The 14369-nt window shown below is 42.0% G+C and carries 13 protein-coding genes and 2 pseudogenes; 3 read left to right on the top strand and 12 right to left on the bottom strand.

Going from position 1 to position 14369, the window contains the following annotated elements:
- Nucleotides 1-35 precede the first annotated feature (35 nt).
- The 8 genes and pseudogenes from ACFIKI_RS08010 to ACFIKI_RS07975 all read right to left on the bottom strand — a co-directional run bounded on the left by ACFIKI_RS08010 (nt 36) and on the right by ACFIKI_RS07975 (nt 8917).
- A complete protein-coding gene (locus ACFIKI_RS08010) occupies nt 36-1202 on the bottom strand; it encodes a tyrosine-type recombinase/integrase (RefSeq protein WP_375666688.1) in 1167 nt (388 codons plus the stop codon).
- Between the two features lie 173 nt (nt 1203-1375).
- Nucleotides 1376-1696, bottom strand: a pseudogene (locus tag ACFIKI_RS08005) (transglycosylase SLT domain-containing protein); the annotation flags it as partial.
- Nucleotides 1697-1712: 16 nt separating this feature from the next.
- The gene (locus tag ACFIKI_RS08000) at nt 1713-3902 is read right to left on the bottom strand and encodes a hypothetical protein (RefSeq protein ID WP_375666686.1); all 2190 of its coding nucleotides are present in this window, start codon (nt 3900-3902) and stop codon (nt 1713-1715) included.
- Between the two features lies 1 nt (nt 3903).
- On the bottom strand, nt 3904-5355 hold the full coding sequence (locus ACFIKI_RS07995; RefSeq protein WP_375666684.1) for a hypothetical protein: 1452 nt from the start codon (nt 5353-5355) through the stop codon (nt 3904-3906).
- Nucleotides 5356-5424: 69 nt separating this feature from the next.
- The gene (locus tag ACFIKI_RS07990) at nt 5425-6324 is read right to left on the bottom strand and encodes a hypothetical protein (protein ID WP_375666683.1); all 900 of its coding nucleotides are present in this window, start codon (nt 6322-6324) and stop codon (nt 5425-5427) included.
- Nucleotide 6325: 1 nt separating this feature from the next.
- Nucleotides 6326-6751: a hypothetical protein gene (locus tag ACFIKI_RS07985; RefSeq protein WP_375666681.1), complete on the bottom strand. Its 426-nt coding sequence runs from the start codon at nt 6749-6751 to the stop codon at nt 6326-6328.
- Complete coding sequence (locus ACFIKI_RS07980) at nt 6751-8208, bottom strand: hypothetical protein (RefSeq protein ID WP_375666680.1); 1458 nt, start codon at nt 8206-8208, stop codon at nt 6751-6753. The genes ACFIKI_RS07985 and ACFIKI_RS07980 overlap by 1 nt, the downstream gene beginning before the upstream one ends.
- Before the next feature lies 1 nt (nt 8209).
- Nucleotides 8210-8917, bottom strand: a complete 708-nt coding sequence (locus ACFIKI_RS07975; protein ID WP_375666679.1) for a hypothetical protein — start codon at nt 8915-8917, stop codon at nt 8210-8212.
- Nucleotides 8918-8991: 74 nt separating this feature from the next.
- Here ACFIKI_RS07975 and ACFIKI_RS07970 point away from each other — a divergent pair, with 74 nt between their 5' ends.
- Both ACFIKI_RS07970 and ACFIKI_RS07965 read left to right on the top strand, forming a co-directional pair.
- On the top strand, nt 8992-9300 hold the full coding sequence (locus tag ACFIKI_RS07970; protein ID WP_375666677.1) for a type II toxin-antitoxin system RelE/ParE family toxin: 309 nt from the start codon (nt 8992-8994) through the stop codon (nt 9298-9300).
- Complete coding sequence (locus tag ACFIKI_RS07965) at nt 9281-9562, top strand: addiction module antidote protein (RefSeq protein WP_375666676.1); 282 nt, start codon at nt 9281-9283, stop codon at nt 9560-9562. Before ACFIKI_RS07970 ends, ACFIKI_RS07965 begins: the two co-directional genes overlap by 20 nt.
- 33 nt (nt 9563-9595) lie before the next feature.
- On the opposite strand, the gene ACFIKI_RS07960 is transcribed toward ACFIKI_RS07965, so the two are convergent.
- The 4 genes and pseudogenes from ACFIKI_RS07960 to ACFIKI_RS07945 form a co-directional block, all read right to left on the bottom strand.
- Entirely contained in the window at nt 9596-9976 is a 381-nt protein-coding gene (locus ACFIKI_RS07960) for a hypothetical protein (protein ID WP_375666674.1), read from the bottom strand.
- Nucleotides 9977-9995: 19 nt separating this feature from the next.
- Nucleotides 9996-11120: a N4-gp56 family major capsid protein gene (locus ACFIKI_RS07955; RefSeq protein WP_375666673.1), complete on the bottom strand. Its 1125-nt coding sequence runs from the start codon at nt 11118-11120 to the stop codon at nt 9996-9998.
- 91 nt (nt 11121-11211) lie between these two features.
- Nucleotides 11212-12099: a hypothetical protein gene (locus ACFIKI_RS07950; RefSeq protein WP_375666671.1), complete on the bottom strand. Its 888-nt coding sequence runs from the start codon at nt 12097-12099 to the stop codon at nt 11212-11214.
- 13 nt (nt 12100-12112) lie between these two features.
- A pseudogene (locus ACFIKI_RS07945) lies at nt 12113-13063 on the bottom strand (phage portal protein); the annotation flags it as partial.
- Between the two features lie 161 nt (nt 13064-13224).
- Here ACFIKI_RS07945 and ACFIKI_RS07940 point away from each other — a divergent pair.
- Nucleotides 13225-14369, top strand: a 1145-nt coding sequence (locus ACFIKI_RS07940; RefSeq protein WP_375666670.1) for a tyrosine-type recombinase/integrase, incomplete at its 3' end; no start/stop codon positions are given.

Genomic DNA, 14369 nt, shown 5'->3' with positions numbered 1-14369 from the left:
TTATCCACAGATCATGGGGTTATGCACCCCATATCTTAAGATTGACCCGTGACATAAGCCGCCCATTTATCCATATAAACACGGCGCTGTTCTAGATAGTCTGTACGACGATAAGCACGCTCTACTTTACCGCCTACCACATGCCCTAGGATAGTTTCAGCGACTTCATAGGGAGCATCGGTTGTCTCAGCGAGCCAATCACGTAAACTAGAACGAAATCCATGGGGGCAAGCTTCAAGTTTATTGTCTCTCATATATTGTGACATACAACTATCAGCAAGAGCCCCCCGACCTCTAGCAGAAAAAAAGAAATCATAGCGAGAAAGCAGACGCGCTTGTTTTAAGATTTCTAATGCCTCTGATGATAAGGGTACACGAAATTCTGTTGTAGCATCACGTCGACCTTTCATATTCTCAGCAGGAATTGTCCATATATCCCCATCAACTTGATCTTTATGAATATAACGTAAAGGACGTGTACGAACTCCTGTAAGGATAAGCAAACGCAAAGCCAATTGTGTTAGGGTTGCTGCTTCACAAAGTGTTTTATAAAAAGCCGGAACCTCTCTCCAATCCATGGCTGGAAAGTTTTGTTTTTTATGGCGTTGTTTACCTAAGAGAGCGCGTGCTTTTGTTGTTGCTTGTAAATCGACATCTAATCCCAAGGCAGCCGCATGTTTGAGACAAATATTGAGACGATTCAGTGATTTACGAGCTGTATCAGCTTTTGTATGCCAAATGGGAGCAAGTGTATTGCGTATCTCTGTTTGTGTAATCTCTGAAACCGGCAGACAGCCCAATTTAGGGAGAATATGAAGTTGTAAAGGAGCAAACCAACGCCCATCTTTCCCATCATTCTTTAATTCAGCTTTCCGGCTTTCAAAAGCCTCTAAAGCAATGTCTTTTAAGTAATGGAGATTGCTTATTGCCTCACGCTTTTGTTTATTGCGTTCTTGAATAGGGTCACGCCCTTCACGTAAAACAGAACGCCATTGATTTGCTAATTCACGGGCTTGTTTTAAAGAGACATGTCTTAAGGCACCCAATCCCATTTCACGACGGCGCCCATGAATGGTATAACGATAAAGCCATTGAGCACCTCCATCTTTACGTTTGTGAAGAAGCAAGCCAGCACCATCATTATATTTGCCAGCCCCCAATGTTGCGACAGATCTTGCATTAAGCCGATTCATAAGAACCATTTTTACTCCTTTCTTCTATAGTTTTTACCCACACGCCAGCCCCGCTTGTGGTGTGCAAGCAAGTGATTTTGATTGATTCAACATAGAGAGATTTGAAATGAGAGAATCTTACGTTATTCGGGACTCTCATTCAATATGAATAACGCTAGATTATCATTATAAATCAATACGTTGCCTTGTTGATGGGCTAAATACAATTCCGCTTCACTAGGCGCTCTTCCCAAAAGGCGGCTTAAATGATTGCGATTATCAAGCGTCAAGCGCCCCATGGCATCAGCTGCTTGCATGGGGTCAAACCTATCCTGCAAACCATATTGTTTGGCGGTGCTGTCTATAAATTGATACAACCCACCAGCCGAAGAACGTGGATTCCTTGCATTGGGATTGCCTCCACTTTCCACTTGCGCAACACGGTACAAATAACTCTCTGGCAAACCATAACGCACTGCTGCTTGACGGATCGCTTGATTAACAGAAGGACTAGAACGGGTCATAGCCTAATCTCCCCCCTTACTCAAATGCACTCAATAAATTCAACTCCTCCGTTGAAGCTTTTCCCCCACCTCCAAACAAAGCAGCAGAAAGCTTTTTGAACCATTCTTTTGTCGCATATCCCTTATGATGCGCGTTTACCATGCGTTGAATGAGAGCTACAATTTGATCATTCTTAATCTGTGCCCCCCCTGTTAACAATTTGACAACATCCTTTTCAATCCGTTGACGCTCTCTAAACGCCGCCTCTTTGAAAGGAATCCAAGCTGCCTTCCCAGCAGCTTTTGCTAATTGTACAGCTGCATCATGTTTACCCGTTGGCATATTGACGTTATGCCTAAAAGATATCTTTTCATCCGCTACACGACCTGGTATTCTATTATAAAAATCTGCATAATCGGCTTCTTTTTCGACAACCTTCTTGACCGCAGAAGCTTTATCGGCTCCATAAATCTTTGCAAATCGTTTATACAGATCATTCGTACCAAAAATCTCCTTTGCCGTGGACACTTCGTCTTTTGTTTGACCCATGCCTTGTAAAAGTTCTGCCCTTGAGCCCTTTTTAAAGTATTCTTGTTGTGCCTTTGGTAATTCATCAAAGATTTTACTGAACTCATCCTTATTAACCGACTTGCTAAGGATTTTGGAACCTTCATTCATGGCATCTAAACGTGAACTATATTGGTGATACAATGATCGTGCCTTCTTATATTTAGGCGATATATCATCCATAAGCTCTAATAACTTTTTCTGAATGCCAACTAAGGTATGAACTTTACTATTATCTTCTATCTTCTCGGCTTCATCTCTCATAAGACCAAGTTTCACCTTCGTTTCATGGAGAACTCCCATGTTGGGTTTTTCTTTAAGGAGATTAAATTTTCCAGAAGAAAACGAACTGACTTCTTTGCCACCACTCGTGAATTCCTGTAGCCCTCCTTTATAAGCCTGTTTGAAGTATGGACGCTTCATTAATTCATTAAGAGCACCATAATATTTTTCTCCTATCGGCGTTTTCTTGGCTATTTCGTAAAGAGTATGTGATTCTGCTTCTCTACTCGCGATAAGATCATCTTTTAAACCTGTGACATTTTGACGAGGAACAAAGTGTTCATCAGCGGCTTGATGAATACGCTCCCCTCCTCCCAGCGCTCTCTGCCCAGCTCTTTTAGTCAAATCAAGATAAGCTCCTTGATTTCTTTTCGCGATATCAAAAACAAGATCCTGTAAAAAAGGACTATGATCAGCTACATAATCGGTAGAGACCGCATTCTTAAAAGATTTTCCTAGATCTTCAGAAGCTTCATTGCCTAAATGTTTACTGATTGCTCTTAACGTATCTTTTGAAACACCTTCTTTCGTATGAGAAGGAGAAAAAAGTCTTCGTATTCCGCTTACAGGATAACCAGCTAAATGAGCTAAAGCACTTCCAGCCAATGCCCCACCCGCTCCTAAACCTGCACCAGATAACGTACTTGTAAGTGTATTACCAAATCCTTCACCTTCTCCCGCTCCATGTAATGCACCAGATGCCGCCCCTACTTTAAGCAAATGCGGCAATGTTGTTTTGTTCGTGATGCCTAAAAATGGACTTGCAAATCGACTTGGGAGTAACTGACCTGCTTTCAAAAAGGCTTGACCTAATTTTGACCCCGCCACATTCCTCGCAAGTGTAGGCGCTACAAAGCGTGCTCCTGAGGCTAACAGTCCTCCCCCTAAAGTCGCAAGTGAAGGGATTGCCGACCCTAAAGCATTTCCAGCAAAAGAAGTCCAATAATGTTGATCACTCATCCTACGATAATAATCACGTAGTCTATTGGCTTCTTTCTCATATTTTTCTATGGTTTTCTTATCTCCAGTCCAATAGTTGTAAAGCCCCTTCAAAAAAGCACTTATTGCCAACTCATCATCAGAATCACGTCCTGCCGCTGTAATCCCCGCAATCTCATCATCTAAATTAAAACTCAAACCATGCTTTAAAGAATTCCAAAAGGCTTCACTTTCACTTATTTCGGGATGTTCTGCTTCTTCCTCATAAGAATGGTTGTTATAGTCTGATATGTGTCCAATAATAGGATATTGATCATCATTCCAAATCTGACTATTTGAAGAGCGTTTATTATAATCTGTTATATGTCCAATAATAGGATACTGATCATCATTCCAAACCTGACGTTTTCCAACGTTATCATTCTTATGATTAAGCATTTTAGTATCTCTTTATTCTAATATTACCATCTGCATCTTGAATTTTTGTTCCTATCTCAAATTTAGCGCTCTCTTTGGGACTGGATACCTTCACAAACTCCATAACGCCTTTTTTCTGAGTATTATATTTATCAGAGATTTCTTGAGGGGTTATCTTCCCCGTTATCCAATCATTCAAATCAGTTTTCTGAAGCTTATTTAAAGCATTAAATGTTATTTCAAGATTTTCTAAAGTTTTCAGTAGCCCTTTTGTATTACGCGCAGAATCTAAAGAACCAAAGGTTGCGACCATCGTCCGACTTTCGTAATCTGATATAGGACCAACACTAAGACTTCCTCTAGGATCCATCGATTTTAAGCTCTCAAATACCGCCTTTAAAGCACCACCCTTAATCGTATCAAATAAATTTTCTAATTCATTCGCAGGAGTTCCTCCAATTCCACGCGTAGCCCACGCCTTAAACCCGTTAATCTTATGTTTGCGAATGAGTGCAATCGAATCACGAATAGCATCTATCCCAGCGTTCATCTGATGTTTTGTGGCAATAATATTTTTTTGCTTTTTACCCTCCCACTCTTTCTGGGCTTGTAGTTTTTGATTATACTCAAGTTCTTGTGGAGACCCCTTTACCGGTCTCATTTCGCGTTCACCAGTCTCTGGATTGGTATACCATTGAAACCCCTGACTTAACTTAGGAGTATCACCACCTGTTAGCAATGCGCTAAGCATTTGAGGATTCCGTGCCATGACAGCAGCTTCTTCATCACTGTAGCCTTTGGACTTTAGATACTCGACAGTTTGATTAACCTGCCCTCTTTGTTTATCTCCTTCATTAAGATGCTTCACACCACTTGCAAGCGCATCCCATCCAGAACCATCTGTGGGTGCTGCCGCCATACCTGCAAAAAGATCTTTGAGCTTCTGATACACATCTGATTGAAAAAACTTATAAGTATTGGACTGTAAAAATTTCTCTACATCTGTCGGTTCACGAAGAGGTGTTTGAGAAGCAGGCGCTAATGGCTGTGCTTGGGGGACATTAACTTTAGGGTTAAGATCTTCTGGGGATTTCTTATTAGTGAATGTTTCTGGGGCAGGATACGGAGAAGGAATAGGCAATTCTTGTGATGGAGATGGTGGTAGGGTAGGAATAGGCGATTCTTGTGATGGTGGTGGGGATGGTGGTTTTGGTGAATTCATCATAAAAGATTCAACACCTGCGCCCAAAAAAGGAGCTAACAAAGGACCCTGTTGTATCAAAGATTGCGAAACTGGAGGACTGTACATTAATTGCCCTAATCTTTGCGTTCCTGAAGATATGGTTCTAAATAAGTTATTTGCCTGTGCTGCAGCTTGCCCACCAAATCTCGTTATATGCGGCCAGTATCTCGATACTTGATATCCTAATGCTGGTAAATATGGTGCATATGCCGCTATCAATGGCGCTACCATCACGCTCTCCTTTTAAAATTATCGTTTAATGATTATACAGCTATTGTTTCTGTTTCTTATTCATGTAATCTAAAAAAACTTGGATGCTCCTCCTGCTAACGCTGCTCCCATTGGACCACCTGCCATGTAACCAAAAGCCATCGGTGCTGCTTGAAGTGCCAGAGAACCTATAGCCCCTACATTTTTCCACGGATTATTGCCCTCTATCTTAGAGATTGTATGATTATTCGTCGTCGTGCCGTAATTTCTTGCAAAGCCATGACCGGCGTTCATAAGCATATTCAACCTATTCCAGCCGCTATTGTCTTGTTCCAGCCAACGTTCACGATTGGCATCAACAACTCTCTGATTGTAATTATCAAGCACACCTCCCCCCTGTATGGCATTGGAATAGGCATTGCCATAACCCTGTAAGAAGTTATTTGAGGCGCCCAATTGATTTTGATTGGCTTGGTCTATCATGGCATTGGCTTGCATCATGCGGTCCGCATCACGATTATATTGCTCTAACATAGCACGAGCGTATATAGAATCTCTTCCTTTCCGCATTTCCTCTCTATGATCAGGAGTTGCATAACGACCAATCCCTGAGAAATATCGGTTAATTTGAGTGTCTGAATCATCTAATGCTTCTTGAAGTGCTTGTTTGAAATACGAATTTTCTCCCATCATACCACCAGAGGCCATATGTCGAAGATTCATAGCTGCCGACGTTGGATTATAGATTGTATTCATCAAAGAGCGATTTTGATAATGATGAGGAATACTTCCAAGACCACCAATTCCATAGCGCGTTTGATCACTTAACGGCGCTACACGAGGACCACCATAAACATTACCACCCATCCCTGTATCATACATGTTATACGCATCTGCACCCCCACGCTTAAAGACATTCTGCATCCATGCAGGAGGGGCGCTTGTTTGTACCTGCTTTTGTTCTGTCGTTGTTGGTGTCTTGCTCCCCATGTCACAATTCCTTCCTATAATAAAGCATCGTTATGCCATAACCTTGTTTGTTCAGTGCACGTTTCCATCCCAAACGACCCAAAATCTCCATTTCAGAAGCCCCATTCTCACGCGCCCAATCCTCTACAAATGTCAAATTATCAACTTGATCAAGAACGCCCTTGCCACTACATTCACAAATCAGAGCGCGCTTCTTTCCTAAAACTGTCTGCTGTATCTGGGTCGTGACTGCCGCTAAAAAGCGCTCGTCATCATCCAAAACAAGCCATAACTGTTTCTTGCCACTGCAAATCGCTTCAAGGAGCTCTTGCAACGTGATTTCATGTTTAAAACGTTCCACATACTCGCGAAACGACGCAATGATGTCTTCCAGATAAGGCGCTATACGCTCCATATCCCAAGACGTGGTCAAAAAAACTTTTGCCATTATCCTCTGCCTAAAGGACGTAAATCCACATTAAACCCTGTGATATGGTTCCAATGAACGCCTTCAGGAATACGCAATTTAAAGCGGTGATAACGATTGCGCGAACGACCATGATAAGCACCTGTAAGATAAGAACACACCCTCTCCTTGTGCCATGTGATCGGCGTCTGATCATTACGAAGCCGACGTTCCCCTATGCTTAAAAGTCCTTGCGTCGTATCCACCTCTGCAAACATTTTCGTGATAAAGTTAAAACTTCCATCTGGTGCTCCCATTTCTTGCGAAACAACCGTTGCCTCCATCGGTGCTCCCGTAAACATAACAAGTCTATTTGCATCATCAAAAGCACCAAGCATTGGAGCGCCACTTTGCCAACGGGGGCTGTCTAAAGAAGCGGGCAATGCCTCAAGATTGATCGAAATCTCATCTAACTGTTCTAAAGTATAACCTGTCGTAAATACTGGAAACAACATGAAAGGTTTTCCCTGTAGCGTCGACCATTTCTGCAAGCCCCAATCATAGACAAAGGTCGTTTGCTCGTTATTGCCTCTTTTTAAGGACCAGTAAATCCGGTTATCAACGGGGTCTATAACCCCTTGCATCTCATCAAGAGCAAACTTATCAAAGGTTTTAAAAACCGTTCTATCAACCTTCTCAAAGCCTATCGGCAAAAGTTGACCATCAGCACTGATCTGATAAAAGCCACCATCACCAGCAAAAAAAGCATCACTCCCACGACACGCTATAGAGGCTGCACTGCGGGATCCACGCTTGTCTTGAAGCTTTTGAAAAATAAAGGGGACTTTAGAGCCTAGCGTAAAACAACCAGCATAAATAGCAGAACGCAAAAAAACGAGGGGATTGCTCGATTCCGTTGCCCCTTGAACATATTCTCCATCATTAAAATTATGATAATAACAATCTTTATCACCTACCGTCCAATGAGTTGCATCATTCAAACCCGACCAATGGATGCGATTGGGATGATCTGTCAATTGCATCAAACAAACAAAATCACCCCAAACCTTCACCAATCCTGCTTTCGGGGGATTGCCTCCTAAATCTTCAAACCGCTCAGAGCTATGGGTATTAAAGACTTGCGGTTTATCATTTTTATTCACTGCAATAATTCTTTGACCAAACAAAGCGAACGACCATTTATTCTCTTCATTTGCATGATACGTCACACCACTTTGGCTGATGTCTTTCCAACCCTTGGTTTGACTATCATAACTGTAAAGCTTTTGCTTGCCTCCTACGATTATCTTAACACCATTGCCACTTCTAAAGGCGATTGAACCCAAGGGCTTTTCTTCTAAAGGATGAGACACAACCATTGCACTAGGCATGGGTATATAACTGCCATCTGCCGGTAAAACATTCACAAGTGTATCCGTAAAGCTACCGTTGACGATCGCAACATCTGGTCTGTAATCAGCGATTGGAAAATAAACCATTTTAGAAATCCGTCGGAATTATTCGAGTGACGTTATGACGTTTGGACGTCTCTGCACGCAATTCATGCAATTGCTCGTTAAAGTCATTGTAAGCTGCCGTTGCACAATCGGGGTCTTTCAAGATATTCTTGTAAAGTTCGTATTTTGCACGCGCCTTAATCAAATCAAACGCGTGCACAAACCATGGGTGCTCCTCATCGACACTATCTATCTCTGATAAACGCAATGGAGAGAGAATGAGTTGAATCTGATAGACTTTATCCGGCGTGGGATAAAGATGTAATTTCCTATCAAAATAACTGTAACAAACCGGCGTTCCTTGCTGCTCTGATGATAACAAAGGCTCTAAAGAAACATGGTCCTTACACTCCAAGGCAAACTTATGATGTTGATCAGAGCTTAGATAAACGTTTTTGATTTTAACAGCTGTTTCAATAGGGCGGGTAGTGCTTGCATCATAAACACCTTGTCCCGCCCGTGTCTCAAACACCACATCACGGCTTTCGTTAAAGTAAAAGGTCTCCCGTTCACAAAAACGAATAGCGGCAAAAATACTTTCTTGGATTTGTGCTACATACTCATCAGTGATGTCATCAATCTCATCTTGGATAACAGACACCAGGTGCGAAAGCGTTCTCCTATGACGATAAACATTTTGACTAGTCGGTACTGGTCCACCTGTCCTTACCCGAATAAAATGACGCGTCATCAGAATACCCTTTAGTGAAATACAAAAATTGAAACTAACTTGACATTACACACTATGTGTATTACAGTACACAAATGGCTTTCATTCATAAAACCATAGAATTTGATACTTGGCTTAAGAAACTCAAAGACAAAAGTGTTAAGACTATTATTCTTCAACGTGTTGTACGCTTAAAACAAGGTCTTTTAGGTGATGTTAAATTCTTTAATGGCATAGGTGAATTACGTATCCACTATGGGGCTGGTTACAGAATTTACTTTACCCAAAAAGGTTCTGATTTTATCCTTTTGTTATGCGGTGGAGATAAATCAACGCAGAAAAAAGATATTGAACAAGCGTTAAAGTTAAAAGAGGAGTACAGTGATGAAAATAACCCCATTTAAACCAGAAGAATACCTTGAAACCGCTGAGGAACAACAAATGTTTCTCAACGAAGCCTTCAAAACAGGTGATGCTGCTCACATAGCGGATGCCCTTGGTATTGTTGCTAGAGCACAAAATATGCGTGCCTTAGCAAAAGAAACCAATCGCGAACGCAGTGGATTATACCGCTCTTTAAGCAAAACAGGTGACCCTAAACTTTCTACCTTAGTCGCTGTCTTATCTGCCCTTAATTTGCAACTCTCTGTACAGTCTATTCCATAAATCGTGAGGGAAATAAGTCTTCCCCTACATCTCTCAACGATTGGTTACAAATTGCACCACCACAACACACTCACCAGCCGCGGTTGTTTTATCCCGTGTGGCATAAAGGGTAAGTTCTTGATCTTCTGGTATAAACTCTTTTTGGTTGTTTGATGTAAAATCTTGCGTCCCTTGGGCTTTGATATCCTTTTCGCTAAATTCATTACCACCGTAGGTGCTGCCTATCTTTAATTTTGCTTCCGAAAAAGCTGTCTTTACAAACGCTTTAATCGAAAGGATCATCGCACCACGCGGTAAAGTCCCGATTTTGCGCGTCAAATGCTTATCTTTATGCGAGATATTCAAACGCAAAAAACTGACATGATGTGTATGAAGATCTCTGCCGTGTAAGTGTCCTGTTACGCCATCTACCATATCCTATTTCCTTTCCTCATCACTCAACTTCACCGCTGTAGGTGGGGATAACTATCGTTCCAAAATCTTGGGCTCCTTGCGCTCTGCCGGGCATTTGGAAACGCGTTTTCTTCATGCCTATAATCGTGTGCACTCCAAAACCGTATTCTCGTTTGTAGTCGAAGGTTTCTTCTTCGATTTTATAACGGGTATCACCATAACTTTTACCGAATGCCATAACGACACTTTGTGCACCAAGCAAAACAGCACGACGAACCCCTGCTACACGTGTACTATCCGTGGATTTAACACCATTGGTGACATGCTCTGATTCCCGTAAAATCACACCGTTGTACATGCCTAGAGAACCATCAAAGATTGGGTTTTTGGAACGCGAACCGGTATAAGCTGCCTTCTGTATATCAAGCCATTGACCAGCTTCTGTATTGGTGCGCAATTGCGTTACTTGAATGGGGTGCAAATACAACACATAGACACTCTCCCCATTCACACGAACCGGTCTAATTTTAGGATTGGCAAGCTTAGCACTCTGAACCGCCTCATCTATCAATTTAAGATTAAAGCTGTGTTTGGCTTTTTCTGTAAGCTCTTCATCCTTGGTTTTTGCTTCTGGGCGTACAATGCGCTTACTACTTGGAGCTAACGGCGCATTAAAGCCCCAAAAAAGTGGATCAAGATCAATCAGATCGCCCTCAAAATGGAGTCTGTTGGCTGTATAACCGCAAGCGTGAATGAAAAACATTAAACTCAAACGGTCCGCATACCAATCCGATAAACTGTTTTTGGCTTCTTCGCGCAAATTAAACAGTGTACGCTGGCTATCAATTGTGCCTTCATTAGGGATTCTTGTTCCATGATAGAGTTCATTGATATACAGTTTATCATGAAGGAATTGGAGGGCTTCTTCGTTCCCTTCAAGAGTTTCGCCTTCACTTACACCCCGTCCTGATAATTGCGCACGCAGACTAAACGTGACACAATCACCTTTGCCTTTCTGTGTTTCCGTTTTCACCTGAATAATGCTGTTGGAACCCTTACCCATCAGAGGAGAAATCGGAGTTGCTTTGGACACTTCAGCATCAAGCATTCTCGCCCATGTTTTTAACGTATGGGGATCATTAATCCCTATATTGGTTGTTGCCATTGATTTTACCTTTCTTTGCTGTAAAAAAACCGGCTTTAAAGCCGGAGGAAAACCCGCACCAAAAGCGGCTTATTCTCTAAGAGTCTTTCACCTAATCTTCATCATCCGCACCACTCAATTTGCGTATAAGCGTTTGGTTCTTTGGATTGCTATACCACACTTGAAACTCTTTATCGGACATATCACTAATGGTTTTTAACGTGATTGGTCCCGTGCTGCCTCCTCCTCCAGATGCTGTTAAGGTTCTCGCAGAATTCTGCCGACTTTGAAGCGCTGCTACTTGATTACTCCCTTGAACCCCTTGGTTCTGATAACCAAGATTTTGCGCTATCCTATAAAGCTCTTCTGCCGGATTGACCCCTTTTTGGGCGCAAGTGGACACAATCGTACGCAATTCATCCCCTATAATCGCATCTATCGTGCTCCTTTGTGCATAATCCGGATAAACAGAAGACCAAGCACTTAATTGCTTCGCACGCGTCTCATAAAGAAAATCCGCTGCAGCATCAAAATCACTGTATTTATCTTTAATTGATGTAACAGAACTTTCTAAAAACTGGTTCAAATGTCCATTAAATTCATGGGATTCAATAACTTGCCTTTGAACATCCTGTTGTGCTCGAATATACGCATCTTGCTCTTGTAGCTTTTTGCCCATCCAACTCATATAGCCAATAATGTCTTGTGCAGGGTCTGGGGGTGCATTTTCACCTTCAACCATTGGCGTCTGGGATTGGGGTTCATAATACTTGACAAGTGCTTCACGAGCTTGGTTGGCTTGTTGTTCTGCACGTTGCCGATCTATAGGAACGATTTCTGAAGGCTTTTCAACGGGCTCTGCAACCAGCTCTGTAGGGGTGGCATCGTTACTTTCAACTGTCTCAACTTCATGATCAACATCAAAATGATTATCATCATCAAAAAACGGTGCTGCAACCTTATAATCTTCATTCATAGCTTCGTTCATTTCTGCATTCATTCTCTAACCTCTCTCAAATGCTTCTTCCTCTGTATGTTGCCGCTCTTTCACGCATGATTTGATTTTGCGCTCGTTCATTAAGAATACGCTCCCGTTCAAGCTCATGCTTCTGTTGCATCAATTCCGCTTCCAATTCTGCTCTCTTTTGACGCATAACCAATTCAATCTGCTTGCCTTGTAAATCCATCTGTTGCATCTGACTTTTAGCCGCAATATCTTGCTGCTTTTCCTGCAACTTCATTTCCTGCTCGGGGTCCATCTGCTGTTGTTGTGCCATTTGTTGCTGTTGGAACTTCTCACTGACACGATTGAGTAATGACGCAGGCAATGGAGAATAACGAAGTAGATCAAGCATAATATCCGGCGTAATCGCATTTTGAAGCAATGGAAGCAGTTGTGTGATGATACCGAAGGTGCGCTCTTTCTCATTCGGGCTGGTTGGAGCATCATCCACCACAATGTCATAATCTACACTCATCACCGCTTCACGTGTTAAGGGAATATATTGCGCGTTCTCCTCACCCGATATCCGTACCAAGCGACCATCAGACAAATAATTCTGTATCAAGTGCAAAATAATCTTACCTTGCCGCTTGCGATACAAACGCAAGCCATCAAACAGACAAGCAAGCAGGTTAAGACTAGATTGACGCCGTTGTGCCTCTAAAATCCCTGCTTGTGAAACTTCTCTCGTCCCGATAAATTCTGGCGATAATCCCGTAACTTGATTAATCGCTTCCTTGGCTTCATTAAACAGTTGGAAAAAGCCTGCTGGAAATTGGGCTACGGGTTTGGGTTGTATCTTACCACCAGCCAAAGCACCATTTTTTAAAACCGTAATACTATCTACCCTGCTCCAACTCTTTACGGCTTCTCTCTCATCTTCAAATGCGCCCCGCTCTGCCATAATCCCACCCTTGGATTGACTGTTGAGGATATGCATCACTTGTTCAAGATATTGATTTATAATGATAATTTACTGTTTTGTATGTTGAATGAGAGTCCCGAATAACGTAGGATTCTCTCATTTCAAATCTGTTTATGTTGAATCAATCAAAACCACTCATTTGCACATAACAAGTGGGATGAGTGTATGGATAAAAACTGTATAAGAAAGGACTAAAAATGGCTCTTATGAACCGTCTTAATGCAAGGGCTGTCGCAACATTGGGAGCTGGCAAATATAATGATGGTGCCGGCTTGTTACTTCATAAGCGTAAAGATGGAGGTGCTCAATGGATTTATCGCTATACCATTCATGGTCGGCGCCGTGAAATGGGCTTGGGTGCGTTGCAAAATGTTTCTTTAAAAAAAGCCCGTGAATTAGCAAATCAATGGCGTGCTGTTTTACATGAGGGTCGTGACCCCATTAAAGAACGCGATAAACAAAAGCGTGAGGCAATAAGCAATCTCCATTACTTAAAAGATATTGCTTTAGATACTTTTGAAAGTCGAAAATCTGAGTTAAAAGGGGATGGAAAAGATGGGAATTGGTTTTTACCATTACGCCTTCATATTCTGCCCAAATTAGGCTGTTTACCCGTTTCAGAGATTACGCAAACAGAGATACGCAATGTTCTTGCTCCTATTTGGCATACAAAAGCTGGAACAGCTCGTAGAGCTCTTATTCGTCTCAATCTTTGTCTCAAACATGCGGCTGCTTTGGGATTAGATGTTGATTTACAAGCAGTAACAAAAGCACAAGCTCTCTTAGGAAAACAACGCCATAAAGTCAAAAATTTACCAGCAATGGATTGGAAAGATGTTCCCGCTTTTTATAAAATACTTTGCCAAACAACAAACCCCACACAACTGGCTTTGCGTTTGCTTATCCTTACAGGGGTTCGCTCTAACCCTTTACGTCATATTCATAAAGATCAAGTTGATGGGGATATCTGGACCATTCCTGCTGAAAATATGAAAGGAAAGCGCGATGCGACAACAGAATTTCGCGTCCCCTTATCATCAGAGGCAATGAAAGTGATAGAACAAGCCCGTTGTATCTCTAAAAGTAATTTCATCTTTTCTTTTTCTAGTCGGGCTCCTATTTCACCTATGGTTATGTCAAAATATATGAAAAAAATTGGACTTGAATCCTGCCCCCATGGATTTCGCTCTAGTTTACGCAATTGGCTTGCTGAAACAACCGATGCTCCCTATGAGGTTGCTGAAACTATTCTAAGTCATACAGTAGGAGGACAAGTAGAGCGTGCCTATCGTCGGACTGACTATTTAGAACAGCGCCGTGTCTATATGGATAAATGGGCGGC

This window comes from Bartonella sp. TT121SHDZB (assembly GCF_042193415.1).
Taxonomy (GTDB): domain Bacteria; phylum Pseudomonadota; class Alphaproteobacteria; order Rhizobiales; family Rhizobiaceae; genus Bartonella.
This window is presented reverse-complemented; position numbering and strand designations above follow the sequence as displayed.